This is a genomic window from Mesorhizobium sp. M0052, from assembly GCF_040323255.1.
Taxonomy (GTDB): Bacteria; Pseudomonadota; Alphaproteobacteria; order Rhizobiales; family Rhizobiaceae; genus Mesorhizobium.
Genome location: NZ_JAMYUS010000026.1, coordinates 1 through 24,325 on the forward strand (window position 1 = coordinate 1; position 24,325 = coordinate 24,325).

A 24,325-nucleotide genomic window follows, 5' to 3' on the forward strand; every position below is an offset into this window, starting at 1 on the left:
CCAAGGTAGGGTGTCTAGGGTTTAGCAACCTCACCTTTGCCACAGCGCAGGTCGCTATCCACCCTCCTCATAGGATCTTGTGGCCATAATGGACATCGCGGCCGCCCTTGACGATGATGTCGGCATGCGGTTCGAACAGGCTGACCAGCTTCTCGGCGGCCGGCACCGCCTCGCCGGCCAGCACCCGCCGCTCGGTCTGGGCGATGATCTGCTCGATCAGCGGTCGATAGTGGCGCAGTTGCTCCTGCCAGACGATAACGTCCAGGTCAGCCGCCGGGGTCAGCCACTCCGCCGCCTGTCGGAGACAGCCCAGCGTCGTGCGGGTGATCCCGAGCAATTCGCGATAGAGTTGAACCCGTTTCGGGCGGCCGCGGGTGTATTGGATCGCCCGCGCCCGCTTCTTGGCCGCGCGGCAGTGATCGTGCCAGGAAAGCGCGCCGTTGCCCAATTTATCCGCCTGCCGCAGCAGGCGAACCATCACCCGTACGGCGTCCCACAACAGGCTGCTATCGCTCGGCTCGTGGATGAGGGCTGCGGTGACGGTGCTGTCCACACGTATCACCCTGCCGCTTTCCAGCTTCTCGTGGCGGGCGCTCGAAAGCAGCACCTCGTTGATGTCTTCCCAGGTCGAGGCCCGGATCGCGCTGATCATCTTGTGCAGGACCGACTTCTTCGGGCTCCATCCCCATGGCAGCCGGGCAAACGCCCGGAACGAGGCGGAGTCCTCCAGGTGGAAAGCCAGTTCCTGGTAGCTGAGCTGGCGATGCTGCTTGAGCAGCGCGCAGCGCAGCACCGCCTCCGCCGGCAGGCCCTCGCGGCCGGTCTCCTTGACCCCGTGCCGGCGCAGGTCGGCGGCCACCAGCCCGGTCAAGTGACGCTGCTCGTCCAGCCAATCGGACATGCCCTTCAGCTCACGGCCGATCTCGTGTCCGGCGAAAAGATCGAATACACTGGCTTGGACGGTGCGTTCTTGGCGCATTGTCGGCTCCGGGGGTGGCAGAAAACGCTTTGGAATCAGTGGTATGATGCCAAAGTGTATCTGAAACCGCCGGAGCTTTCCTGTGGAAAATTACGATTCCTCAAGTAATTTCAAGAACTTGCCGTTTATGGACGGACACTAGCTAAACTAGTATACTCTGGCTTCAAAGAAAATGACCGATACGACAAGTTCACGTGAGCCCGCGATGGCACCGCCACCTCGGAAAATCCTTGCCAGCAGACCTCTTCCGGTCCGCCGGATCGGCTGTCTCCCTCCTCTGGCATCATGCAGCGCCAAAACGACGCCTGTCGGGATTTCACCAGTCGTGACCAGTCGCCATAGTGCTATCAACAGTTTGCGCCCCAGTGCCACGATCATTGTCTTGCGCGTGCCGCCGCGACCATCGGCGGTGCGCGCCGTAAACCATTGGGCAAGGGCGCTGTCCTTTTGGTATTGTAGAAAGCGCCACCCCAGCAGGACCATGCCGTGGCGAACGCGCGCTTTGCCGGCCCGTGCGAGCCCTTTCTCGCGCCGGCGTTTGCCGCGCCCGATGAGACCCGCGTCCCGGGCGATCGCTCTTCGATCGCGTAAGTCGCGCGACAAAATCTCATGGACCAGCATGTCTGTCGTCTCGACGCCAATCCCGATGACCCGCGCGAGGAGACGAACCATCGCATGCGCCCCTTGCTCCGCCGCAGGTACCGTGGAAGCGGGGCGCAAGCGCTCGCGTTCGATCTCGCGGATCTGTTCGTGTAGCAGCCGCATTCGGTATAGTTGCGGCTCAGTTCGGCGCGCGTGTTCTCTGGCACCAAAGTGCCTTCCACGGTGCGCAGAGAGCTCAAGTCCTGGAACAATCGCTGCGACCAGCCACTTCGATACTTCGATTGGCTCATCTCGACCACAACAACCAACGTCGTACCTTGGTCGAAGGGGCGAGGGACCGGGTCGCGTCAAATGCTTGCGACATGGGGGCGCTCCTTTGGTTGGTTCGACAGCGCCAAAGGATGCCACACCCTCGCCGCTCCCGCGTAGCAGCTACAGCGCTATTAACGGCGCGCTCGCGAGCGGCTTCGCGCAAGGTGAAGATTACCGGCGCGCGGCCGACGACTCCGCCCGCTGCATGCGCGACCTCGTCGACATTACCCCCAAGCCGAACGCGTCAGGATGGTGCTCGACAATCTGTCGACCCGCACGCCAACTGCCTCAACATGGTCGAGATCGAAATCGGCGTTCTGGGCGGCCGGTGCCTCGATCGTCGGATTTGAAAGCTACGATCGCCTCGTTCCAGAGACTGCTGCCTGGGAGCACCTGCGGAACACCAGTGGCGTCGCTTCAAGTGGATGTTCTCAACCGAACAGGCGCGCGCCTCAAATTGGCAAACGCGTACCCAAAGCCAACGGCTAAAGAATCATAAGGTCCGTGCAGAGGCCGAGCCGAAATACGATCAACGCGGTTTTTCGTGCCGCGCAGCAAGCTGGCGAAAGGGCCATCTTATCTAGGATGCGGGGACTTCGTAAGCCACGAATTTCGAGCTCGACGACTTATTGGCGGTGCGAAACATCTTCGGCTCTTTCTTTTGCAAATTCGCACGGAGGCTCGGGAACCAGAGCCAAACTCCCGCGCGCTCCCGCAGGCAGCCTCCTGAATTGTAATGCCATCAGGCGGTCCAGTCCGTGATCCGCCGGCATAGGCGTGACTTCTCCTGAGACGGCTGCTGGCTGCGTGGGTTCGCATAGCGAATCTGATAAAGCGATCTCCAGATACATCGCGAAGTATCCCATTGTCGGAAGACGTCGGGTAACCGACAACTGCTGTCGGATCTATCGGCCACGACACGATAGCGTTCGGGCTGTTCCCGCCGTAAACCATTGAACTAGGCGGATACATTTTTTCGGCTCTCTCAGGCTTATTTGGCACGATAGTTGAAGGTCCCATGTCGCGATGCTGAGCGAAAAATGAGATTGGCCGCCCTCTCGCGGCCTTGACTTCGACCAGACCTCGTCACCGAGCAAAGCTCCCAAGTTGATACCTGAAAGCCTCAGGGCTGAACGGAAATTGTAATGGAGACGCACACGATGCAAAGCCTGATGCCGACCCTATCCGGTCCGAGCCGGTCGTCACGCTTTGGTCACGACAAATTGCCAGATATTATCGCTAGGACTTTGGACAAATTTCCATCGAACATTGCCGTGCGTACGAATGAGCGCGGCGACGTAAGCTATCGGGAGTTGGGGACGTGCGCGTCAAGTCTTATTGGGCGGTTCGAAGCCATCGGCATCCGCCCTGGCGATGCGGTAGTAGTCAAACTCCCGCGATCGGTTGATCTTGTCACCGTCATTCTTGCTACCCAAATGCTGGGTGTTGCCTACGTGCCTGTTGATCCATCGGATTCCAACGCCCGGTTGGACCACATAATCCGCAATACGAACGCCAAAGCGACCGTTAGTTCGGATCCAAGTGGTTTGATGCGCGTTGAAGGCATTCCGATGGGCGAGGGCATCAACTCGGGCTTCTCAGACATAGCATACATCATGCACACCTCCGGGAGCACTGGAATCCCGAAAGGGGTGCCGGTTTCCCACGCAGCTCTTCTAAATTTGGTCGACTGGTACATCGACATGGTCGACTTCTCGGAGTGCACCAGCATCTCGCAGCTTACACGGCCAGCATTCGATGTCTCGATTCCGGAGTTCTTCGTACCATTCGCGACCGGCGGCACAATCGTTTTACCTACCACGCAACTAAATGCGCAGATCGTTCAAACAATCGAATTCCTAGTTCAAAGCCGTACGAACGTCATTCAGATGGTTCCAACGTTGCTGCGACGCTTCCTTGGAACTCTCGAACGGCTCCCTTATTTAGCGCAACGGTTAATCGATCTAAAGTTCATTGTTTGCAATGGCGAATCCCTGCCCGATTCTGTTCGGCGGCGATTTTACAAGGTGCTTCCCAGCGCGACGCTAATAAACAGCTACGGCCCAACCGAGTGCTGTGTTGCCGTGAGCTATCACTATTGCCGTCGTGGTGATGCAGACCTGCCGATGTTTATCGGAAAACCAGCGCTCAACGTTGATTTCTATGTTCTTGACGAAAACAAAGCCAACGTTGGTTTTGACGTTGAGGGCGAGCTCTGGGTGGGAGGCGTGCAGGCGTCCCAACGCTACGTTGCGGATGAAGCGCAGTCGAAACTTAGCTTCGTGCCATTCTCGACTGCTAACGGCAAAGAAATTCTGTACCGCACGGGAGACTATGTCGTAGCGTCGGTAGATAGCGGATTGCGATTTATTGGAAGAAACGACGATCAGATCAAGTATCGAGGAACCCGGCTGGAAAAAGGGGAGATTACCAGCGCTATCGACGGGACAGGCCTATGCATCGACTCAGCGGTGGTCGTAGTGGATAAAGGCGACGATCAGGGCCAGGATCTGGTCTGCATGGTGACGCCTGCGGACGCCGACGTGATGAAAGTTCATCGGCGACTGACGGATGTCCTGCCGGATGATCGTATTCCGAGGCTTGTCGTGCCTCTAGCCGGGTTCCCTTTTACCGCCAATGGAAAACTCAACCAGCGCGCTCTTCAGAAAATTGCCAAGGAGGCGCTCCGGCGTAACATCAAACCTACCACACCGCAGACTGAACAGTCGGCTGGATCACCGTTGGATCACTTGCTGCGAGCGGTACACGCCGCCAAGGGAATATGGGTCTTTCCCGACATAATGGCTCGAGAGTGCGAGATAGATTCATTGAACTTCCTCGACATCCAACTCGAGTTGGCCGAGGCAAACCTCATGTTTGGCGAGGACGTCTATCAAGAGCAAGATCTGTCGCTCAGGGAGTGGGCAACGCGAATTCAATCCGTAGATCGCAGCGAATCTCATGCGAGCACTACAGGCAAGGGCGGACAGCAGGCCGAACTTAAGGACGAGTTGGAACAAATAGTCGAATACATTGAAAATCAGGACCCGAGCGTGGTCGTACTGCATTCATCGCTTGCAGCTTTAAGAAATGTGACTGCCAAGGAGGCGGCGACCATCCTTCTTGAAGGGATAGAGCGCATCTCCGCATCGTCTACCGTTATTCTCCCAGCGTTCACTTTGAGCTACTGCACTACGCAGCGTTTTCATTGGAAGCAAACCAAATCAGAAGCAGGGGTGTTGGCAGATCTCCTGATGCGAGAACTTCCTGCTGGGCGCACCAAACATCCCGCTTATTCAATGGTCGTGACCGGCCCGAGAACGCAGGAATTGTGTGAAGCCGACTGGTGGAAATGTAGTCCGTTCGGTGACGACTCGATTTTTGGATTGATCAGCCAGCTTGGAGGCTTTGTCATGGGCCTAGGTACCCCGGTCGCTACCCATGTGCACCGCTGCGAATTGTTGGCGCATGTGCCGTACATGAAGACGACCGACATCGACGGTATCGTTGATTTCGGGACCGGGCCGCTGAACGTCTCATCATCGATCTATGTTCGCGATGTTGTGGGAAGGCCCGAGTATAGGTTTCTTGCGCGTGACGTCGCTCGCGACGATCATGAATTGAAGGACGTCAGGCGTGACTTCGAGCTGGGTGGAACCTACGCAAGGCTCGTCAGCGTGAAAGACATAGAGTCCATATTGGTTCGCGCCATGCAGAATGAGCCATATGGCTTCCTTAAGGAAGAGGCCAGGAACGAGGCACAACGCGCATATCCCATAGGATAAGTCGCACAGAGGCTGCCTGATTTTCGAAGTGAGCAAATTCGGAGGCAAGATAATGACAACGCAGCTATTGGGTGTGGTCCAGCTTGACCAAAGGCGACTGGCGGATGATTTGGCCGTCTTGGCGAAGTCCAAGTTCTCGACCGAATATTCGGATTTCGCGTGCGGGCGGTGGGAATTCTGCATGCTCCGCAATCGGTCGGGGAAGCAGGAGGAGGAGAGAGTGGTCGTCCACGAGAGCCCAGCAGTGGCAACACCTCTGGGCCAATCCTTGCCCTATCTCAATGAATTGTTAGAAAATCACTTTGATAGGGACTCTATACGTTACGCGCGGACCATCCGCATATCAGAAAATGCTTGTATAATTCATCACCGTGATTACTTAGAACTAGACGGGAAGTTTATTAGATCGCACTTAGTTATAGACACTAATGAGAGGGTGTGCAAATACTGAGGAGAATAATATATTCCACATGAGACTAGGTGAGATCTGGTTCCGTGATGCAAGCCTTTCGCACAGCGCGGGATGTTTCTCACCAACACCACGATTACATCTTGTGGTCGACATCGAGGGGACTTGCCCTCTGGACGAGGTTGCAAGAAATGTCGAAGAGCCATTGGCAAGAAATGCCAGGGTCGACATCCGCAAGGAGTGGACCAATGAAGCGCTCGCATCCATTCTGGGATTATCTGAGATTATCAGTGAGGCCAATTATCGAGAGATCGTCGCGATTCTTGCGAAGCTTCACTTTTTCCACAAGGTCCACTGCGAGGATATGTATGGCTGGTTGAAGGAAATCTGCCGGCGTCGTGGCGACCCGACGCTCATAGAAAAAGCCAACTCGCTCGAGCGATTTTATCTCATTGATCGTGCTGCTCGCGAGGTCATGAAATATTGTTCGGGTGTGATTAAGTAGTCCATCATAGGCCAATAGTTCGCTTTCCCGCGACCTGCAAAGATGCACTTCTGTTCGTCGATGTTGTGCGCTTCTCAAAAGCAATGGCCTCTTTGAACCTGAACGGTCGAGATGTGATGTCTGGCTCTTGCTCGACACGACCTGAAACACAACAATTTGGGGATCATGACGTCCCTCGAGGGACGCTCGTTCGGAAGACAGCAACTGAAGTTCAAAGGTCAAGAGATGGTTCATTCAACGTCGACAACCTGCGCCAGCTCTAAATCGGGCCGCCCCCGCGTAGCTATCGCTGGTTTTCAACATGAAACCAACACGTTTGCCCAGTCTTGGATTCCGATATCGCTGCCTCCCCCATCGGCCGGCGAGCAGCCGACGCCAGGTGAACAATTGCCGCGGGGAAAGTTCATACCGGCGTGCCACAGCACAAACCGTCTCGCCCGCCTCGTAGCTCTCCGGCACTATCCGGGCCTTGTCCTCCGGCGGCCACGCGCGAAAGGTGCCGCCGGAACAGCCCTACGTCCTCGCCGCCGCTTCGGCAGGCGCAGTTCGGTGTGGACGCCGCCAATCCAACGGATCAAGAGAACGATCTCTGAGGCTTCTTCATCGATATCGGCGACCACCTCGTGGACGACGGTGCGCAATATGCGCTTCTTGCGTCGGTCGTCGGCGCCGACCAGCCAGCCTTGAGATCGGCGGCGAGCGCGGCGACGTGTGTTGGCAATAGAAGTGCCGTTGCAATGTCGAGCCATCATGCGCTGCAATCCTGCTCTCTATCTCGCCGACACGCGCGAGCGCCCGGTTCCATCCCAACTCCAGTTCCGCCGCGACCAGCCGGTTCTGCGGATCGATGGCGTCATACTGCCGGAATGCCCGATCGGCGCTGTAGCGTACCGCCTCGCGTGATCGCGCACCAGCGCACCACGAACCTGATCGAGGAGACTGGCCGCTTGTGCTTCGGCCTCGACGGCCGAGGGTAATCGCTCCCGGCTCGACAATTGCAGAAGAGCTTCCTCGATGGCGTCGTCGTCGCGCTGTCCTCCGAATGCGATGCAGCGCGGCTCGCCATTGTCGAGCAAACCCCGCCAACAGCAATAGCGCGGAATGTTATATCTGGTCCCTGTGTAGCGGACCGTCAGCTTGCGTCCCCAGCGCCGGCAGCGGAAAAGGCCGGCGAGCAGAGCGTCGCCGTGCTTGGGCGATCCGTGATGCTGGACCGGGGGCACGTTGTACTCACCATGCGCTCATTGCCCAGATGCTCGACGAAAAACCGTTGCAGCAGGATGGGGAAGAACGATGCCAGCTTGGGGTCAGTCATGATAACCCCCTCCAACCGTAGAGCGAACAGCTCGAACCATTTGCCAGTGACCGCCATGAGTTCCGGGACGCCGGTCAAATACCAATAAGCATCGGAGAGTTGGCGTGGCCGACGTAGATCGAGAGCGCCGCCATGGCGTTGTCGATATCGGCGCCATGTCCGTACCAGAGCTGGATACGGCGGCAAATGAAGGTGTGGCGCAGGTCGTGAATACGCACCTTGCCATGGCCGCCCCGCGCGCCAAGCAAGGTTGGTGCGAAGCTTCTGGAAAACTTTATTGATCCTCCGCTTCGCGACAACAGGGTGAGTCATCGGTGAGTGCACCAGGACGCGCGCGAACCGCCAGATAGCGCCGTAGCTTGGCTACGACGGTGGCGGGTATGGGCACATGCCTAGATTTGCGTAACTTCGTGTTCCGAACCGTAAGGAATACTCCATCGAGATTGACAGGGCTGCAGCGCAGGTGAAGTGCTTCTGACCGGCGCAGACCCGTAGCGGCGATCAGCCGAAAGATCGTCGCGTAGGTTGCCGGCCGCAACCCGCCCCCAGGAGCAAGGCACGAAGCGTCACAAGGTCGCAGATCTCCTGCTCCGAATAGACGTGCGGTGCAAGGCGGCGATGTGCACGACACAAGGTCGCTGTCTGTGGGAACTCGGTGCCGGGATCGAGCCGGGCAAGATACCTCGCGAACGGGCGAAGGGCCTCGACGCGCCGGGCCTATGAGAAAGGACTGGCCCGTTTGGCCTGGCCTTGCACCCAGTTCAGGATGATATCGTTGGTGAGCGGGCCACTGTGACCGCGCTCGTCGGCAAACAAGGCGAAGGCGGTGATTTGACGGCCCTGCATCCTGAGGGCGAAACCAAGGGTGCGGCGTTCGGACAAATAGTCCTTTGCCAGCGAGAGCATGGTGCGCGCCGGTCATTGCGCGCTCCCCGGCTAGGGTAGGGCCACAGCTGCAAGATTGGTCAGATCGACCTTTGCGTAAAGGCGGACGTGTCGAGGCTTCGATGCCGCAGGATGTCCGCAATCTCCTTCATCGGCGCGCCGGCGCGCAGAAGTCGGCTCGCCATGCTGTGGCGGAGAATGTGGACACCGGTCCGCGTCCATCCACATCGTCGGTAGCCGGCCAGCACTGACGCTCTTCGTCGTGATCGGCTCGTCGTAGGGGCAACATGGCGAACAAATATGGCCCAGTTTGACGTCGCGGGCCGCTCCTAAGGCTGCAATCGCCGCTCCCGTCTCGGACGGTAGCGGCAGAGCATCCGCGCATCGGCTCTTGGTGCAGACAAGCTTGATCGTACCGTCGGCCCAGTTGATGTCGTCAATCGGCACAATTGTTGTCGTCAAGCTGCAGCTTGACGACTTCGCTGGATCGCAGACCGAGATCGATCAGACACCGCACTATCGCATAAGCCCGCAGGCGGGACGGGAACCTATCCGGTCTGCCGGGTATTGCGCACGGCACGTTGGAGATACGGGGTAATCGGGGGAGACCCGCGTCCGGTCGGAGGTCGCGGCTTCGACATCGCTTCTGGCGGTGGACCGGGCGGGAGTCGGCCAGGGTCATACGACTGTTGAGGCCGGTTAATTCCGGCGGAGGGGAGGACCCTGCCTTCTGGTGTGCTTCGAAGTCGGTGAGGAGGGGGTGATTGGCGAAGAGCCTCGAAACACCCGATAAGATCAGCAGGGAAAGCTCCATTGTAGGCGAGGCGGAGTCCGCTTTCCGCTTCTATGTGCTCTACGAAAAGATCTGCCGCAACGACATACTGCGCCATGCCCATGCGCTGGCCCGCGCCAATGCGGGCTCGCCGGGCGTGAACGGTCTGGCGTTCGCACAGATCGAAGCGGAAGGCGTGGGGAAGTGGCTGGCAGGCCTGCGCGAGGAACTTGTCTCGAAGACCTACCGGCCACAGCCTTTGCGGCGGGTGATGCTCCCGAAGCCAGGCGGCGGCCAACGCCCGCTTGGCACCCCAGGCGGCGGCCAACGCCCGCTTGGCACCCCGACCATTCGGGATTGGGTGGTTCAGAGCGCCGCCAAGCTGGTGCCGGAACCGATATTCGAGGCGGACTTCGAGGACAGCGCTTATCGCTACCGACCACGTCGCAGCGCACGCGAGGCGGTCAAGGAAATGCACCGGCTAATCTGCCGGGCCATACCGACGTGGGAGACGCCGATTTGTCGAAATACTTCGACACGATCTCGCATTCGGACCTCCTCAAATCGGTGGCCGACGCATTGTCGACCGGCACGTGCTGCGGCTGATCAAGCTGTGGCTGAAGGCGCCGGTCGAAGAGCGTGACGGTGACGGGAAACAACACATGAGCGGGGGGCAGGCGAGCCAAGTGCGGCACGCCGCAGGGCGGGGTCGCAAGCCCGCTGCTCTCGGTCATCTAACTGCTTCCTGAAACATTCGGACTCGGCCAAGCGTTCCGTGCTCACGTCATCTCCTATGCCGATGACTTCGTCATCCTCAGCCGCGGTCATGCAGCCGAGGCGCTGGCGTGGACACGGACGGTGATGACGAAACTCGGGCTGACACTCAACGAGGCCAAGACCTTGGTGAAGGATGCCCGACAGGAGCGCTCCCTGGCTACTCGTTGGGACCACACTACCTCCCCGGCGGTGGCCGGTGGTATCTAGGCGCAAGCCCGTCCAACAATAGCGTGCAACGGGTCAAGACAAAAGTCAGCGAACTCCTAAGGCCGGGAAACAAAGGTGCGTGGCCGGAGTGCGAGCTCAACTAAACCGGGTTCTGCTCGGTCGGTCGACGTACTTCTGCCACGGCACCCGAGCGCCGGCTACGAAGCCGTTGACCGACATGTCTATGACCCCGTCAGCAACTTCCTGCGCAAACGGCACAAGCTGCAAGGACGTGGCACGAGCCAGGTCTCCTGAGAGAACATCTCCGAGAAACTGGGCGTGCTGCGTCTTCGTCGCGGGCAGGGAGCGCCGCCCCGTGGGCCCTACAACGCCAGTCGGAAACCGGATGCGGTAGCTCCGCACGTCCGGTTTGATGAGCGGGGAGGGAAACGGAGCGCTTCCGCCCTGGAACGCAACCGCGCCCTGCCTCGATTCTACAGATTGTCGGCCGCAAGCGCCATATCATCACCGACCCCGAGGGGGCACCTGGTCAGGCTGACGGTGCATAAGGCCGACATCCAGGACAGGGATGGGGCAGTCGGCGTCATCGCCTCCATTCGACAGCTTTACCCGTGGTTGCGCCATCTCTTCGCCGACGGCGGCAATGCGGAGAAAAAACTGACGCAGGCTCTCGCCGACCTGGGCACGTGGACCATCGAATCGTCAAGCGCTCCGACACGGCCAAAGGCTTCGAGGTGCTGCCGCGACGATGGGTCATCGAGCGAACCTTCGCCTGGCTCGGGTGTTGTCGCCGGCTCCCCAAGGATTTCGAGGCGACTATCGCAAGCGCCGAAGCGTGGGTCTTCATCGCCTCTATCCGCCTCATGCTCCGCCGCCGCAACTCCACCTCCAACAGTTTCGAGTCAGGTTCTAAGAACTGACAAACTTTGGAAGAGACCATATCTTTATCGGGAGCTGCGCGGGGTTTTGTTGAGGTATGGCGCGTAATATCCTGACATGACCATCGGATGATCGCGGGGCAACTCGGAGAAACCCCCGGCTGAACCTCGGCAATTTCCCGATGAACAAAGACATACTGATATGCCGATGCACTCGGATTCAGATGTAGCGTAGTCCCAGGTTACTTCGACACCAGAAGAGATCTGCTCAATCGCCACGAAGTCATAGGCTCCGAAGCGATTAGCTACAATCGCTAAATTTGGGGCACATGAATGGTTCACAATTACAGCGGGCTTCTGAAAAAGAGCATGGACATTCCAGTCCAATTGAAACGAGTTCGTTGTGCGTATCTTTTCCGTTCCGTCAACTAGCCCAATGATAACAATCTCCCCCGGCAGGAAATCTCGCGCGGCGAATACGCCGCGCCCCCGATCGCCACCGGTGTTGAGCACTGTAACGTTGCGGGCATTAATTTGCCTTGCACACGCGAGGTCGTCCGTCAAAATAGATAGACGATTGTTTTCGCTGTAAGTCGACATAGCCATTCGTTCCCTTTGAGAATAAAATTATATACGGACTAAGTTAATCGTATTTTCGATGTAGTGGATCTTCCGTTGCTTTCTTGCCGACCTGACATGTAGCTTTCCTTCCTTCGTTCCACCATTGGACGCTCTCGCCGTCTCACACCCAAACGCAATCAAAACTCGTGCCAATCTGGCTGATCGAGCCAAAAAAATGTCATCGCTTTCAGCTGTTAGCTCGAGGCAAAAATGGCTAGAGGTGGGCCGCAACAGGTGCTGGCCTATCTCGGCCGCTACACCCACCGCGTCGCCACCGCCAACTCCCGGCTGATCAACATGGCCGACGATCGCGTCGCGTTCCGTGGCGGGATTATCGTCATGGCGCCAGGACGAAGGTCATGGCGCTCGATGCCCATGAGTTCATCCGCCGCTTCCTCCTGCACACGCTGCCCGACGGCTTCCACGCATCCGCCACTACGGCTTCCTCGCCAATGGTTATCGCGCCCCCCAAGCTCGGCCTGTGCCGCCGACTGCTGATCAGCCAGCAGCAGAACAATCTCGAACCGAGTGCCGAAAGCGCCGCTGTCGCCGCCGAGCGCCTGGCGTTGACGCATCGCTGCCCATGCTGCGGAGGGGCGATGGTCACGCTCGTCACCTGGCGGTGCGGACAGGCGCCGCCGAACCCCTTCTGGAATGATACCTCATGATCACGCCCGGTGTGTCCACATCATCTGGTTCGGCACCCGTCGCCATGCCCGCCGGCACCCAGACCTTTGTCCCACCGCATAAAGTCGCAAAGCAGCCATCCGGGCCAGAGGCTATTGCTGCTCTTCCTGCCGCCCTACAGCCCCGATCTCAACCGATCGAAATGGCTTTCGCCAAACTCAAGGCGCATCTGCGCGCAAAGGCCATCAGAACCATCGACGCCTGTGGCAGGCCATTGGCGATATCTGCAATCTCTTCTCTCCAACAGAATGCAGAAACTACTCACTGCCGCAGGCTATGGACTCACATGAAAGTCCGCCGCTCTAGTACGACAATCCTGGGTCCGGAAACCGACAAAGGCGATACAAGATGTCGAATGACCCTGATCGAGACCGCCGTCGTCGACTCGGAGGCCGGGGACGTGGAGCCAAGCTTTGATCGCGCAACCGCTGAAGCGACGTTAGTTCCAGCCTGCCATTGATTTGGGCGGTTTTGCAGATTGAGCACGAGTCGGCGCCCACCCGCGGCAAGCCGATTCGCACCATAGTCAGGACGAGGCATGCAGCCTTCATTCTGGACGCCATGACAGGCGGTCCGTGCAGGGCAACGGGCTCTCGGTATAATAGCGATAGAGACAGTCACGGCCGAAGCGGTGGTCGCAAAGCTCCGAACAAAGCTGCGGCGGGCCGTGCGAACGCGCGGTCACTTTTCCAATGACGACGCCGCGATGAAGCTGCTATATCTGATTCTCAACCACGCCGCCGAGGAATGGAAACGCGCCCCGCGCGAATGGTTCGCGGCCAGGACACAATTCGCCGTCGTCTTCGGCGAAAGGTTCGTTAGCCAATGACGACAACCGGCCTCACGCACAAGATTCCTGACATTCCCATGTAATCCAGTCCAGGATCGGCCTTCGAAGTTGTCGAGGCCGAGTTCCTCCCTCAATTGCTGATGGGCTGCTCACAGACCCACCTCGTATTGAGCGCGACATCGACGGAATGCTGTCCCTTTTTCGATAACGCTGTGTCGTCGATGACCAGAAAACCCGCCTCGTCGCCGACCAGGCGATCTGCCTCCTTCAGCAGGGCGGCCTCAACCGGAGTGCTGTCCAAAACCCATGCCGCGACAAAATGATGAAGCTCATCGTCGCCGACATCGCCCGCTCGCGCGGCCATCGGTGTACGCTCTTACGGTCGCCCGGCCCGATCAGACCAGCAATGTACAGCGGACACATCCGGCGCCAAGCTGGATGTGAAAGACCTGCCAAAAACGGTTGAAGTCAGTGCTCAAGATCGGCTTGCCAGTCCACATCCATTGGTCGGCCCTCCACAAGCCGACCCTCCTATGAAATACGCACACTCTCTTTCGGGAACAAAAACTCGCCCGCGGCTAAAAACCTGCCAAAGTAGTGCTTCTGTAATGGGCCTTCGATCGTCAAGTCCCCTCTGAACGACTGAACGACATCTCATCGCCAGGATCATGCTTCTGTCCGTGGTCAGCGCGAAGGCCGCCACACCATGCCATCAGATCCAGAGCTGACAGGTCAATCTAGAGCACGTCCTGTGATCGATGAATCGATTGTGATGTGACGGGTGCGTTTTGTGCTGATTCAACATCCACCTCGATGGAGGTGGACGATGGGAAGAGCATTGAGCGGGGATCTTCGGTCGCGGGTCTTGAAGGCTTCGGACGAGGGCATGTCGGCGCGGCAAGCGGCGGCGCGGTTCGGCGTGGGAGTGTCCAGCGCGATCCGCTGGATTGCGCGGGCGAAGATCGGCGAACTGGCGCCACGCCCGCAGGGTCGCCGCCGCGCCTCCAGCCTCGATGCGCATGAAGCCTTCATCGTCGGGCTGATCGAGGAGCGCAAGGACATCACGCTGAACGAGATGGTGGAGCGGCTCAGCGCCGAGCATTCGGTGCGGATCAGCCGCAGCGCCTTGAGCGCCTGGCTTCGCGGCCACGGCTGGACATTCAAAAAAAGTCCGCGCACGCACTGGAGCAGGATCGCCCCGACGTCCTGAAGCGGCGCCGGGACTGGTTCGACGGCCAGCTCGATCTCGATCCGGCGAAGCTCGTGTTCATCGACGAGACCGGCCTCTCCACAAAGATGGCCCGCCTGCGTGGAAGAGCGCCGCGCGGCGAGCGCTGCCGGGCCGGCGTGCCGCATGGCCACTGGAAGACCACGACCTTCACCGGAGCGCTGCGGCTGACGGGCATGACAGCGCCCTTCGTCTACGACGGCGCTATGAACGGCAACATATTCGTGGCCTATGTCGAGCAGGTGCTGGTCCCGACATTGTCGGAGGGCGACGTAGTCGTCATGGACAACCTGCCCGCCCACAAGGCCGCCGGCGTGCGCGACGCGATTGAGGCCGCAGGGGCAAGCCTGCTCTACCTGCCGCCCTACAGTCCCGACTTCAACCCCATCGAGAACGCCTTCTCCAAGCTCAAGGCGTTGTTGCGAGCAAAGGCCGAGAGAACCATCAAGGCTTTGTGGGACGCCGTCGGTCCGCTTCTCGACCTGTTCACGCCAGCCGAATGCGCAAACTACTTTAAGGCCGCAGGATATGAACCGGATTAAACAGGACGTGCTCTAGTACTACAGTTGCGGATATCCGCGCCGTTTGTAGTGAGCGATCATGGCCGCGGCCTGATGTCGTCGTCGCTATAGCGACCAGGCGATGATGAAGGGCTTTTGTGTCGGTGGGAAGATGAGGATCCGGGCGAGGAGATAGCGGATCTCGGGGACGCTCGGGACGAGTGCAGTCATCCGAATCAGGCGGCGATTGACTCCTTTGGACTCGTTTCGTTCGGTTTGCTCCATGCGCTGCGGCGAAGATCAGCCGATAGCTTGGAGAGGAACGCCAGGGCGGCCATGCACAGGCTCACGTGGCGATGCCATCCGTGCCAGGACCGAGCCTCGCAATGATCAAGTCCGAGATCATCCTTGGCGCGCTCAAAGCACTCCTCGATCGCCCAGCGTAGGCCGGCCACTGCCGCCAATTCGGCCAAGGAGGAACCGGGCGGGGCGAAGACCAGGTAGTAGGCTTTTTCTCCGGATGTCGATCGCTTGCGGCGGACCAGAAGCCAATGCTCGAAGCCGCCTTTTGACGTCCAAGGGCGGCGGATGCGTGCCCAGTCGTAGAGCCGAGGCCCTTTGGCGCCTTCACCTGCCGCATGACAGACCCAGTCCTCGGGCGCGAACTCGCCGGCCAGTTCCTCGGGCGAGGTTCCCTCAAACCGACGATCCCCTCCACGGCGCATGAAGTGAGCGCCTCGAACCGCCAAGACATAGGGCTGCTCGCGAGCTTCCAGCATCCGGCGAAGGCTGCTGTCCGCCCCGTAGACAGCGTCGCCCAGAACGTAAGCGCACGGAACGCCGGCATCGAGCGCCGCCTCGACCATGGCGCGCGCCATCTTCGGCTTGGTCGCAAATTCGACCGTCTCCGGGATCGACGCCTTGGCACATCGCGCCCGATCCTTCGTCCAGCTCTCCGGCAGGTAAAGGCGACGATCGACCAGCGCTTGGCCGTAGCGACTCGCGTAAGCCAAGAACACACCGATCTGGCTGTTCTCGATCCGCCCCGCCGTTCCAGAGTACTGACGCGCGACACCAACGGAACGATCGCCCTTCTTCACAAATCCCGTCTCGTCGACGATCAGGACGCCATCCTCATCGCCCAACGCCTCCACCACATAATCGCGAACCTCGTCTCGGAGCCGATCCGCGTCCCAGTGGCTGCGCCCCAACAGCGACTGCATTCGATAGGGCCGCTCCGCTCCGGACTGCTCAGCCATCAGCCAACCTGTCTTGCGCTCAATGCCGGAAAGAAGGCCGTCAAGGAAATCTGCGCCCGTCTCCCGCAGTTCACGACGAGGAAACACCCGCCTAACCCGCGCCTTCAGCGCTGTGAGCTCCTGCTCCCAAGCCAACAAAGACCCTGACCACGAAGCGACAGACATGGCTTCCTCCATAACCTGTCGAAGTGAATCAGAAAATCAAATGATCCGCAACTGTAGTACTAGGAAGCGTGGTTTGCCGCAGCATTCACAGCACTACAGACGACCTTGCCAAGCCCTCGTCCCGGCGTCGGGACCTCAGGAGAGCGCTGCCGTTTCGGCTCTGGGAGGGAGATCTCATTCTAGGCCCCGGCGGCTTGGCTATTGGCACTCTGGTCGAGGGCACGACGCGCTTAACGATGCTGCGGCATCTTCCCCGCCAGAAGAATGGGCCTGCGCTTGCGGGGCAGGCCCGTGCTTGACGCCATTACGCACTGCCGTCACCTTGCCCGGAGAACAGCCGTTAATTAGCTCGTTGTTTAGTGACTATGTGCAGATGCCGCCCGAGCAAATCAAAATATTTTCCGAGACTTAACGCCCGCGCTTCCGCTTCAAAACAGGCAGGCAACACCCTTTGGTTTATCCCGCAGCCGCAAGCCTCGCCCATTCGCGCGAAGCGTCTCCTGATATAAGTGTCACTTATCTCTGACTGCGTCTTTTGCGGATTTTCTCCATGATTTCGATTAAGTATTATCAAGGAATATCAAGGCCCAGTCTGAGCCTGCGTCGGAACGACGAGGGGAGTCTGTGGCAAAGCAGGATTGCATCATGTCGCAAATCAAGTTCCCTGCAACGCGCCGCGGTGGGCGTGCATCGCTCGTGGCTTCCCGAGCGGAAGAAAAGACGCCGCGTCTGTCGACCATTCGCTACGGGATTAAGCCGGTTGAGGCACTCAGTCCCGACCAGCTTGAGCGCGTTCATCAGGCATCGCTCGCGATCCTTCGGGAAATTGGAATTGATTTCCGGGATGAAACCGCGCTACGCCAGTGGCGGGAAGCGGGAGCTGATGTCCAGGGTCAGCGGGTCCACCTCGAGCCAGAAATGGTAATGGGCCTCATTGCCAAGGCACCTCGCAGCTTCGAGCTGCGATCCCGTGACATCGACCGGCGAGTTACAATCTCACCAGACACGTTGACGTTCGGCACAATGCAGGGTGCACCCAACGTACGGGATATCAACGGCGTGAGACGGTCTTCAACGATGGAAGACCTCAAGGATGTAAATCGGCTAACGCAGATGTTGCCGGGCTTCCAAGTGGCCGGCGGCTTTACGTGCGAACCAACGGACATCGCTGTTCCATGGCGGCATCTTCACATCAACCGTTCCAGCCTTGTCGAGACGAATCTGCCGTACTTCGGTTTGACCACGGGGCAGGAGCGCTCTGAAGACTCTATCGCCATGGCACGCATCGCTCACGGCGCTGAATTCATGAAGTCCAACGCCGTCATAATCGGCCAGATATCAGGCAACTCTCCCCTCGTCTGGGACGCGACCATGCTCGAAGGGTTACGCGTCTATGCTGAGGCCAACCAAGTTGTCCTGCTCTCTCCCTTCGTCCTGGGGGCCGCTAACACACCGGCGGATGTTGCTGCGACTGCCGCCCAGGTAAATGCCGAGGCGCTCGCGGGGCTCGCCTATACGCAACTCACGGCCCCCGGCGCCAAGATGATCTACGGACAGTACTCAGTGTCCGTTTCGATGCGGAGTGGAGCTCCCATGTCGGGTATGCCCGAGGTAACACTCCTGAACGTAGTGATTGGCCAACTAGCGAGGCGATACGGCATCCCGTGGAGAACCACCGCCTCGCAGTCCTCGTCGAAAACGTTCGATGCCCAGTCAGGATACGAATCCGCCATCGCGTACATGTCGGGTGCTACGGCAACGTCGAACCTCCTTCTTCATGCCGGTGGGTGGGATGAAGCCGGTATGGTTTGCTGCTTCGCCAAGTTCGTGGCGGACGCCGAGCAAAATCTCCTGATTGCGAAATACGCGCAAGGGATATCGTTCGACTATTTCGATGAGGCCTTGGAAGCGGTCCGTCGGGTCGGGCCGGGGGGGCACTATCTAGGCGATTCATTCACTCTTAAGCACTTCAAGGACGCGTTCATCGCGCCAGAGCTCCTCGATTACTTGAGCTACGAGCAGTGGAAAGCAAAAGGATCAAGGGACATGGCCCAGCGCTGCCGCGAAAAGGCAAAGGCGATCATCGAAGGCTATGAACCGCCGCCGATGGATGCTGCAGTCCGCGAAGAATTGGATGCGTTCGTTGCGAAGCGCCAGCAGGAGATTTCGCCCAGCCTAGCCTGAGCTGGGCGAAAGCGAGAGGTGTCCGGAGGAGGGGGTTGCCTGAGGGGGTTGCCTGAGGAACGCACATGAGAACTTTTGCGAGGCGGTATCACCTGCCTAGAAGCAATACCGATCGCGTGTCGAGGCGATGGCGGAGGAAGCGCGCGCGGGACGGGTGGACCGATGCGAGTTTGCAATTTTGGCAAGCGTCTTCGGTGCGTTCACCGTTTTTCGCCTATGACATGATCGGGACTGCCGCGCCGACAGAGGCTTTGGCCGAAGAGCCCGGAATGCTGAACCAGTTATCGATCAGGCCTCAAAACGCTCCCCAGCCTTACCTCTGGCGGCGAACAGCAAGGTGAAAAACTACGGCATGCATCAGATCAACCAGATGGCCTGAAAAAAATCTGGCTCGTCGCCTGATTTCCATCTCCCAAGCTTTCAGGCGTATGCCTGCCGGCACCCGCGGCACGGGTGCCGGCAGGGTAATAAAACACAGCTTATCTTAGCGAGGCTAGAGAATGTCCGAGGACGAGATCATCCTTTCCGAGCTTTCCGACGAAGAGCTCGTGCAGCAGATGCACGACGACCTTTATGACGGGTTGAAGGAAGAGATCGAGAAAGGCACCAACATCCTTCTGGAGCGCGGCTGGCAGCCCTACGCCGTGCTCACCGAAGCGCTGGTTGAAGGCATGCGCATCGTCGGCGAGGATTTTCGCGACGGCATCCTGTTCGTTCCCGAAGTGCTTCTGTCAGCCAACGCCATGAAGGCCGGCATGTTCATCTTGCGACCGCTGCTTATCGCTACCGGCGCGCCGAAGCAGGGCAAGATGGTGATCGGCACCGTCAAAGGGGACATCCATGACATCGGCAAGAATCTCGTGGGCATGATGATGGAAGGCGCCGGCTTCGACGTCATCGATCTCGGCATCAACAATGCGGTCGAGAAATATATGGCAGCGATTGAGGAACATAAGCCCGACATCATCGGCATGTCGGCGCTACTCACCACCACTATGCCCTACATGAAGGTGGTCATCGACACCATGAAGGAAAAGGGCATTCGCGACGACTATGTCGTGCTGGTCGGCGGCGCACCGCTCAACGAGGAATTCGGCAAGGCCGTCGGCGCCGATGCCTATTGCCGTGACGCTGCGGTGGCGGTCGAGACCGCCAAGGATTTCATGAAACGCAAGCACAACGTTCGCAGCGGGCAGTAAACGCTTTGACTCCTAACCAATATTGAACACCAAATGAATGTGCACTCCCACCTTGCAATTGTGGACGCCGGCGTTCTCGCCGCCGATAGTGTCGGTCAGCAAGAGCCACTCAGTCTAGCTATTCTAATCCTGCCAGGTTTCTCGCATCTGGCGCTCGGGGCCTATATTGAGCCGCTGCGTGTCGCAAATTCTCTGGCGGGGAGGGAGGTCTTTTGCTGGAGAGTGATAAGCCTCGATGGCAAGTCAGTCCCAAGTTCGATAGGACTCCAAGTTGCAGCCGCGGCCGACGCTGCTGATTTCGTCACCGATGGTCAAAGATATGACCACGTGGTCATTGTTGCAGGCCATTCTCTAGATCCCCGTAAATTGCCGCAGGTCAATCACTTTCTTCGCAACATTGCTCGCAGGAACGTCAAAATAACCGCTATGGGTGCAGCAACCTGGCTACTCGCACAGGCGGGACTGCTGGCAGACACCCGATGCACTATCCACTGGTCACGGTTGGCTGCGTTCTCGGAAACCTTCAAGGAATCGAACGTTTGCAATGCCTTGTTCGTGACGGACGGGCAATTTTCCACATGTGCCGGTGAACTCGCCGCATTTGACCTTGCCCTGGATCTGGTCGCCCGGCATACCAATGCGAGCATCTGTCGGGAGGTGTGCCGTTATGCCACGGCGGTAAGCCGCCGCTCTGGTTGCGACCGTCAGACCAGCCCGGCCGGTCTCGCGTTTGCTGGGAGGAGCAGGAAACTGGCTGCGGCGCTCCACCTTATGGAGGACAACGTTGAGCACCCGCTCAATCTCACGAAGCTGGCAATGCTTTGCAAGATTTCCAGGCGACAACTCGAACGTCTATTCCTGGAGCAGGTTGGAACTTCGCCATCGAGGCACTACAGACGCATTAGGCTCGAACACGCTCGACGACTGATAGACGGGACGAATTTGAGCCTCACGGAAGTAGCAATTGCGTGTGGCTTCCAGTCGCCTTCGCATTTCTCCAAGTGCTTCAGGGCAATGCATGGGGCCGCCCCTAGCGATTGCCGATGAGGTCGTCTTCCATGAGGCGCTGGTGCCCACGCCTACGATCGAAGCTCCCTTATCCTCCATTTTGCTGCGTCGGCCATATTAGCGCGGCGGTGATGGGGCGGACCATCCCACTAAGCATGGCGGGATGGACGTCTCTGACGCCAAGCGGCTGAAGGCTCTGGAAGACGAGAACGCCAAGCTGAAGAAGCTGCTTCGCCGACCAGATGCCCGAAGCCGAAGCCTTGGCGCTGCGTGAGCTTCCGTCAAAAAATTTATGGGCCGCTCCGTCGTGCAAAGGTTCGCGACATCGCAAATGACGATTCCAGTTGCATAAATGTCCCGGCCTCTCGCGAGTGGCCTGCGGTTGCAGCCAGGCCATGATGAGATCCGCGCCCGCCGTTCCCAATAATGGTTCGGGTACGAACCCCGCTTTTTTGCATGGGCTTACGGCATGCTGATCCACTGTTTCGTCATCACTATTTTCCCAGAATGTGCGTCGTGCGGACAGCACGGTGACGGCGCAGTCGGTATCCTCCAAGAAATCCGGCAAGTCGTCGGCCGCATATGGTCGAATCGTCCGCTCCCCAGTCGGCCATGGATCGCACCGAGCGCCGAATTCCAACTTCACCCGAGGTGTGATGTAAGCGATGCCCTTGTACTCTCCCTCCGACAGACCGGTGGTTTCTGAAAGTTGACGGCCTGAGGATCGTTGCTATCGATCTCCAGAGACCATCCACCATCGTCGCTGCCAAGATCCGAGGCGATAGCTTTTGAATAGCCGCATGACCGTTTCAGCGAAATACTCTCCAGGGTTTGCGCGATACGTCGGAAGCCAGCACGCACTTCGTCGTAAAGTTCAGCCCCTGCTTCCGTAGCCGGACGCCTCGGTTGTCTCTTTTAAGAGCACAACCCTACAGCGCTTTCCATCGTCTTTATTGTCAAGGTGCGCATTTCGCAAAAGCCGGACAGGGGGTCCGGGAATTGCCGAAACACGCAGTCAAGGAGACGCTCGGCTGGGTAACTTTGGCCACGCGCTTGAAGCTGAGAGTGCGGGCTGCAGCCTCAAAAACAAACAGCGAATGAGTAGATGGAACGAGTGGTCGCAGCTTTGACATTATCAACCGGGCTGGGGTCTATCATAGTTCCTGGGTGCGAGTTCCTGGCTCGATCGACTCACGGCGGGTTATGCCTCCAAACGCCTATTAAGGATAATCAGGTACAAGCGGTGCTTTGGTCCCTAACAAGTGCTGGTATAAAGACTCCTTATACCAGACCGCATCCTTTTCCGCCTACAGCAGCATGAGATCAAACTTTAAGGTTCGCTAAGGAGTCCGTGCGTAGCGGCGGCGCTGTACTCGCAGAGCCATCTCATTGAGACCCGAAAAGTCCGCGTTCCGACTATGACGGTCCAAGGTCGTTCAACAAGCAACCATGTCACTCGGAGTTCGGATGAAATTCTTCAATAGAAAGGGCAAAGCCCTGCCCAAGTCGCTGGAAGGTTTAGCTGAAGAGACAAAACAGGGGAAAATGGATCGGCGTGAGTTCCTGGCGCTCGCTTCAATCTTCGGCGCGTCGACAGCAGTAGCGTATTCGATGCTCTGTGCCGTGCCGCCGGCACACGCAGATGAGGCGGGGAAAAAGGGCGGGAAGTTGAGAGTAGCAATGCTTGTCTACGGAGCGAAGGATCCTCGCGTCAGTGACACTCCCGAGCTCGGCAACGTCCTTCGCCAGTTCTTGGAGCCGTTGGTCAGATATACGAAAGAATACACCTTCGAGCCGGCTCTCTTGGAGAGTTGGGACGTCAATGACGCCGCGACGGAATACGTTCTGCATGTCCGCAAGGGCGTCAAATGGCAAAACGGTGACGATTTTACCGCTGATGACGTAGTGTTCAATCTGCAGCGCTGGTGCGAAAAGGACGTGCCGGGAAATTCTATGGCCGGGCGAATGGCGCGGCTTATCGATGAAAAGACCGGGAATGCGAGGGAAGGCTCGATCGGCAAGGTCGACAATTATACAGTTAAACTCACCCTCCCGAAGCCCGACATAACAATCATTCCCGGATTCGTGGACTATCCTGGTTTGATCGTTCACCGCGATTTTGAGAAGAATGGGTCTGAGATACAGACCCATTCCGTCGGCACGGGGCCCTTCGAATTGGTATCGTGGGACGTCGGCCAGCAAGCCAGCTTCAAGCGTCGGACCGACGGAAGTTGGTGGGGCGGTGAAGTCTTCTTGGACGAAGTTCACTTCATCGACTACGGCACCGACCCCTCGGCTCTTTCCAGCGCTTTCGACTCAGGGGAGGTCGATGCCAACTATCAAACCTATCCCGGTCAAATCAAAGAGTACGAGTCGTTGGGTTTGGTGACGTCTGAAGCCAAGACGGCGACGACCGTTATATGCCGCACGAAGGTTACAAATAAACCCTACGATGATCAGCGAGTGCGTAATGCGTTGCAACTCGCGGTCGATAACAATTCGGTGCTGCAGCTTGCATACAACGGGCTCGGTACTCTTGGGGCAAACTATCACGTCGCGCCCCTGCATCCGGAGTACTATCCGCTGCCAGAAAAGAAACGTGATGTTGACGCTGCCAAGCGCCTGATGGCCGAAGCCGGTCAGATGGATTTTGAGCACGACATCATCAGCCCCGATGCCGACTGGATCAAGGACACGGGCGATGCGATTGCCGCACAGCTCCGCGAGGCGGGCTTCAAGGTGAAGCGAACCGTTCTGCCCGCCAGCACCTTCTACAACGATTGGTCGAAGTACCCGATGTCGGCAACCAACTGGAACCACCGACCGTTGGGAGTTCAGGTGTTGGAACTTGCTTATCGAAGCGGTGCCGCATGGAACGAGACGTCATGGTCCAACCCGCAGTTCGACGAGAAATTGGACGCGGCCTTGGCTGTGCCAGATCCGGTTAAGCGCAAGGCAATCATGAAGGACTTGGAAACGCTTTTGCAAGATTCCGGTATACTCATCCAACCTTACTGGCTGTCGGTGTTTCGCCATTCCACGAAGAACGTTAAGGGCTTCGGAATGCACCCGACATTCGACATCGAGTTAGGGAAGGCCTGGCTCGCCGACGGTGCCTGAAATAGCGGCTGACAAAGCGATCAAGTGGCCTGTCGCAGGCCACTTGATCGGGCGAGGATGCCGCGAAACTTGAAAACCGAGCACATGCTGTGCACCGGGCATGCTGCCAGACGGCGAAGAGGTCCAGGTAACCGCAGTCCGACTGACATATAAGGCAATCAAGTAAGCTGTACTTA

17 protein-coding genes and 9 pseudogenes are annotated in these 24,325 nt (G+C 58.4%); 15 read left to right on the forward strand and 11 right to left on the reverse strand.

Annotated features, from left to right (window positions below):
* Window positions 1-73 precede the first annotated feature (73 nt).
* Window positions 74-979, reverse strand: a pseudogene (locus NKJ77_RS27315) (transposase); the annotation flags it as partial.
* 147 nt (window positions 980-1,126) lie between these two features.
* The gene (locus tag NKJ77_RS27320; protein WP_352536011.1) at window positions 1,127-1,744 is read right to left on the reverse strand and encodes a hypothetical protein; all 618 of its coding nucleotides are present in this window, start codon (window positions 1,742-1,744) and stop codon (window positions 1,127-1,129) included.
* A gap of 1,295 nt (window positions 1,745-3,039) precedes the next feature.
* Here NKJ77_RS27320 and NKJ77_RS27330 point away from each other — a divergent pair.
* Together NKJ77_RS27330 and NKJ77_RS27335 are read left to right on the forward strand one after the other, a co-directional pair.
* On the forward strand, window positions 3,040-5,679 hold the full coding sequence (locus NKJ77_RS27330; RefSeq protein ID WP_352536012.1) for an AMP-binding protein: 2,640 nt from the start codon (window positions 3,040-3,042) through the stop codon (window positions 5,677-5,679).
* A 52-nt stretch (window positions 5,680-5,731) separates the two neighbouring features.
* Window positions 5,732-6,593, forward strand: a pseudogene (locus tag NKJ77_RS27335) (aspartyl/asparaginyl beta-hydroxylase domain-containing protein).
* A 234-nt stretch (window positions 6,594-6,827) separates the two neighbouring features.
* On the opposite strand, the pseudogene NKJ77_RS27340 reads toward NKJ77_RS27335, so the two are convergent.
* Window positions 6,828-7,073, reverse strand: a pseudogene (locus NKJ77_RS27340) (transposase); the annotation flags it as partial.
* Between the two features lie 270 nt (window positions 7,074-7,343).
* Between NKJ77_RS27340 and NKJ77_RS27345 the strand changes: the two are divergent.
* Window positions 7,344-7,496 carry a hypothetical protein gene (locus NKJ77_RS27345; protein ID WP_352536013.1) on the forward strand — a complete coding sequence of 51 codons (153 nt, stop codon included), beginning with the start codon at window positions 7,344-7,346 and terminating at the stop codon, window positions 7,494-7,496.
* A gap of 229 nt (window positions 7,497-7,725) precedes the next feature.
* On the opposite strand, the gene NKJ77_RS27350 is transcribed toward NKJ77_RS27345, so the two are convergent.
* The gene (locus tag NKJ77_RS27350; RefSeq protein ID WP_352536014.1) at window positions 7,726-7,908 is read right to left on the reverse strand and encodes a hypothetical protein; all 183 of its coding nucleotides are present in this window, start codon (window positions 7,906-7,908) and stop codon (window positions 7,726-7,728) included.
* A 104-nt stretch (window positions 7,909-8,012) separates the two neighbouring features.
* Here NKJ77_RS27350 and NKJ77_RS27355 point away from each other — a divergent pair, with 104 nt between their 5' ends.
* Window positions 8,013-8,189 (forward strand): hypothetical protein, encoded by a 177-nt coding sequence (locus NKJ77_RS27355; protein WP_352536015.1) that lies wholly within the window; start codon window positions 8,013-8,015, stop codon window positions 8,187-8,189.
* Here the strand turns inward: NKJ77_RS27355 and NKJ77_RS27360 are convergent.
* The 3 genes from NKJ77_RS27360 to NKJ77_RS27370 all read right to left on the reverse strand — a co-directional run bounded on the left by NKJ77_RS27360 (window position 8,183) and on the right by NKJ77_RS27370 (window position 9,095).
* A complete protein-coding gene (locus NKJ77_RS27360) occupies window positions 8,183-8,539 on the reverse strand; it encodes a tyrosine-type recombinase/integrase (protein WP_352536016.1) in 357 nt (118 codons plus the stop codon). The two genes, NKJ77_RS27355 and NKJ77_RS27360, sit on opposite strands and share 7 nt — an antisense overlap.
* An 86-nt stretch (window positions 8,540-8,625) precedes the next feature.
* Window positions 8,626-8,814 carry a hypothetical protein gene (locus NKJ77_RS27365; RefSeq protein WP_352536017.1) on the reverse strand — a complete coding sequence of 63 codons (189 nt, stop codon included), beginning with the start codon at window positions 8,812-8,814 and terminating at the stop codon, window positions 8,626-8,628.
* A gap of 59 nt (window positions 8,815-8,873) precedes the next feature.
* Window positions 8,874-9,095 carry a tyrosine-type recombinase/integrase gene (locus NKJ77_RS27370; protein WP_502902123.1) on the reverse strand — a complete coding sequence of 74 codons (222 nt, stop codon included), beginning with the start codon at window positions 9,093-9,095 and terminating at the stop codon, window positions 8,874-8,876.
* Between the two features lie 462 nt (window positions 9,096-9,557).
* Here NKJ77_RS27370 and NKJ77_RS27375 point away from each other — a divergent pair, with 462 nt between their 5' ends.
* Window positions 9,558-10,208, forward strand: a complete 651-nt coding sequence (locus tag NKJ77_RS27375; RefSeq protein WP_352536019.1) for a hypothetical protein — start codon at window positions 9,558-9,560, stop codon at window positions 10,206-10,208.
* Window positions 10,209-11,121: 913 nt separating this feature from the next.
* Window positions 11,122-11,430, forward strand: coding sequence for a transposase (locus NKJ77_RS27380; protein WP_502902122.1), 309 nt, complete (start codon window positions 11,122-11,124; stop codon window positions 11,428-11,430).
* 24 nt (window positions 11,431-11,454) lie between these two features.
* On the opposite strand, the gene NKJ77_RS27385 is transcribed toward NKJ77_RS27380, so the two are convergent.
* Window positions 11,455-11,988, reverse strand: a complete 534-nt coding sequence (locus tag NKJ77_RS27385; protein WP_352536020.1) for an SET domain-containing protein-lysine N-methyltransferase — start codon at window positions 11,986-11,988, stop codon at window positions 11,455-11,457.
* A gap of 225 nt (window positions 11,989-12,213) precedes the next feature.
* On the opposite strand from NKJ77_RS27385, the pseudogene NKJ77_RS27390 reads away from it, so the two are divergent.
* The 3 pseudogenes from NKJ77_RS27390 to NKJ77_RS27400 form a co-directional block, all read left to right on the forward strand.
* Window positions 12,214-12,677: pseudogene (locus NKJ77_RS27390) on the forward strand (IS91 family transposase); the annotation flags it as partial.
* Between the two features lie 129 nt (window positions 12,678-12,806).
* Window positions 12,807-13,002 (forward strand): annotated as a pseudogene (locus NKJ77_RS32435) (IS630 family transposase); the annotation flags it as partial.
* A 337-nt stretch (window positions 13,003-13,339) separates the two neighbouring features.
* Window positions 13,340-13,525 (forward strand): annotated as a pseudogene (locus tag NKJ77_RS27400) (transposase); the annotation flags it as partial.
* A gap of 133 nt (window positions 13,526-13,658) precedes the next feature.
* On the opposite strand, the pseudogene NKJ77_RS27405 reads toward NKJ77_RS27400, so the two are convergent.
* Window positions 13,659-13,942 (reverse strand): annotated as a pseudogene (locus tag NKJ77_RS27405) (transposase); the annotation flags it as partial.
* Window positions 13,943-14,312: 370 nt separating this feature from the next.
* On the opposite strand from NKJ77_RS27405, the gene NKJ77_RS27410 reads away from it, so the two are divergent.
* Window positions 14,313-15,256, forward strand: a protein-coding gene (locus NKJ77_RS27410) for an IS630 family transposase (RefSeq protein ID WP_352536022.1) whose coding sequence is annotated in 2 segments (ribosomal slippage) — window positions 14,313-14,649 and window positions 14,649-15,256 — 945 coding nt in all. Because the reading frame shifts where the segments join, the coding sequence is not laid out codon by codon here.
* Window positions 15,257-15,450: 194 nt separating this feature from the next.
* Here the strand turns inward: NKJ77_RS27410 and NKJ77_RS27415 are convergent.
* Window positions 15,451-16,638, reverse strand: coding sequence for an IS701 family transposase (locus tag NKJ77_RS27415; RefSeq protein WP_352536023.1), 1,188 nt, complete (start codon window positions 16,636-16,638; stop codon window positions 15,451-15,453).
* A gap of 645 nt (window positions 16,639-17,283) precedes the next feature.
* On the opposite strand from NKJ77_RS27415, the gene NKJ77_RS27420 reads away from it, so the two are divergent.
* The 4 genes and pseudogenes from NKJ77_RS27420 to NKJ77_RS27435 all read left to right on the forward strand — a co-directional run.
* Window positions 17,284-18,822, forward strand: coding sequence for a trimethylamine methyltransferase family protein (locus NKJ77_RS27420; RefSeq protein ID WP_352536024.1), 1,539 nt, complete (start codon window positions 17,284-17,286; stop codon window positions 18,820-18,822).
* Between the two features lie 500 nt (window positions 18,823-19,322).
* Window positions 19,323-20,021 carry a cobalamin B12-binding domain-containing protein gene (locus NKJ77_RS27425; protein ID WP_352536025.1) on the forward strand — a complete coding sequence of 233 codons (699 nt, stop codon included), beginning with the start codon at window positions 19,323-19,325 and terminating at the stop codon, window positions 20,019-20,021.
* Between the two features lie 33 nt (window positions 20,022-20,054).
* Window positions 20,055-21,068, forward strand: coding sequence for a GlxA family transcriptional regulator (locus tag NKJ77_RS27430; protein WP_352536026.1), 1,014 nt, complete (start codon window positions 20,055-20,057; stop codon window positions 21,066-21,068).
* 112 nt (window positions 21,069-21,180) lie between these two features.
* Window positions 21,181-21,261, forward strand: a pseudogene (locus NKJ77_RS27435) (transposase); the annotation flags it as partial.
* A gap of 327 nt (window positions 21,262-21,588) precedes the next feature.
* On the opposite strand, the pseudogene NKJ77_RS27440 reads toward NKJ77_RS27435, so the two are convergent.
* Window positions 21,589-21,675, reverse strand: a pseudogene (locus tag NKJ77_RS27440) (hypothetical protein); the annotation flags it as partial.
* Window positions 21,676-22,496: 821 nt separating this feature from the next.
* Here NKJ77_RS27440 and NKJ77_RS27445 point away from each other — a divergent pair.
* Window positions 22,497-24,149, forward strand: coding sequence for an ABC transporter substrate-binding protein (locus NKJ77_RS27445; protein WP_352536027.1), 1,653 nt, complete (start codon window positions 22,497-22,499; stop codon window positions 24,147-24,149).
* Window positions 24,150-24,325: the final 176 nt, after the last annotated feature.

Coding starts and splice junctions, on each gene's coding strand:
- NKJ77_RS27330 (WP_352536012.1), top strand. CDS start 3,040: ATGGAGACGCACACGATGCAAAGCCTGATGCCGACCCTATCCGGTCCG.
- NKJ77_RS27320 (WP_352536011.1), bottom strand. CDS start 1,744: ATGCGGCTGCTACACGAACAGATCCGCGAGATCGAACGCGAGCGCTTG.
- NKJ77_RS27425 (WP_352536025.1), top strand. CDS start 19,323: ATGTCCGAGGACGAGATCATCCTTTCCGAGCTTTCCGACGAAGAGCTC.
- NKJ77_RS27350 (WP_352536014.1), bottom strand. CDS start 7,908: ATGACTGACCCCAAGCTGGCATCGTTCTTCCCCATCCTGCTGCAACGG.
- NKJ77_RS27415 (WP_352536023.1), bottom strand. CDS start 16,638: ATGTCTGTCGCTTCGTGGTCAGGGTCTTTGTTGGCTTGGGAGCAGGAG.
- NKJ77_RS27365 (WP_352536017.1), bottom strand. CDS start 8,814: ATGCTCTCGCTGGCAAAGGACTATTTGTCCGAACGCCGCACCCTTGGT.
- NKJ77_RS27345 (WP_352536013.1), top strand. CDS start 7,344: ATGCGCTGCAATCCTGCTCTCTATCTCGCCGACACGCGCGAGCGCCCG.
- NKJ77_RS27430 (WP_352536026.1), top strand. CDS start 20,055: ATGAATGTGCACTCCCACCTTGCAATTGTGGACGCCGGCGTTCTCGCC.
- NKJ77_RS27445 (WP_352536027.1), top strand. CDS start 22,497: ATGAAATTCTTCAATAGAAAGGGCAAAGCCCTGCCCAAGTCGCTGGAA.
- NKJ77_RS27385 (WP_352536020.1), bottom strand. CDS start 11,988: ATGTCGACTTACAGCGAAAACAATCGTCTATCTATTTTGACGGACGAC.
- NKJ77_RS27420 (WP_352536024.1), top strand. CDS start 17,284: ATGTCGCAAATCAAGTTCCCTGCAACGCGCCGCGGTGGGCGTGCATCG.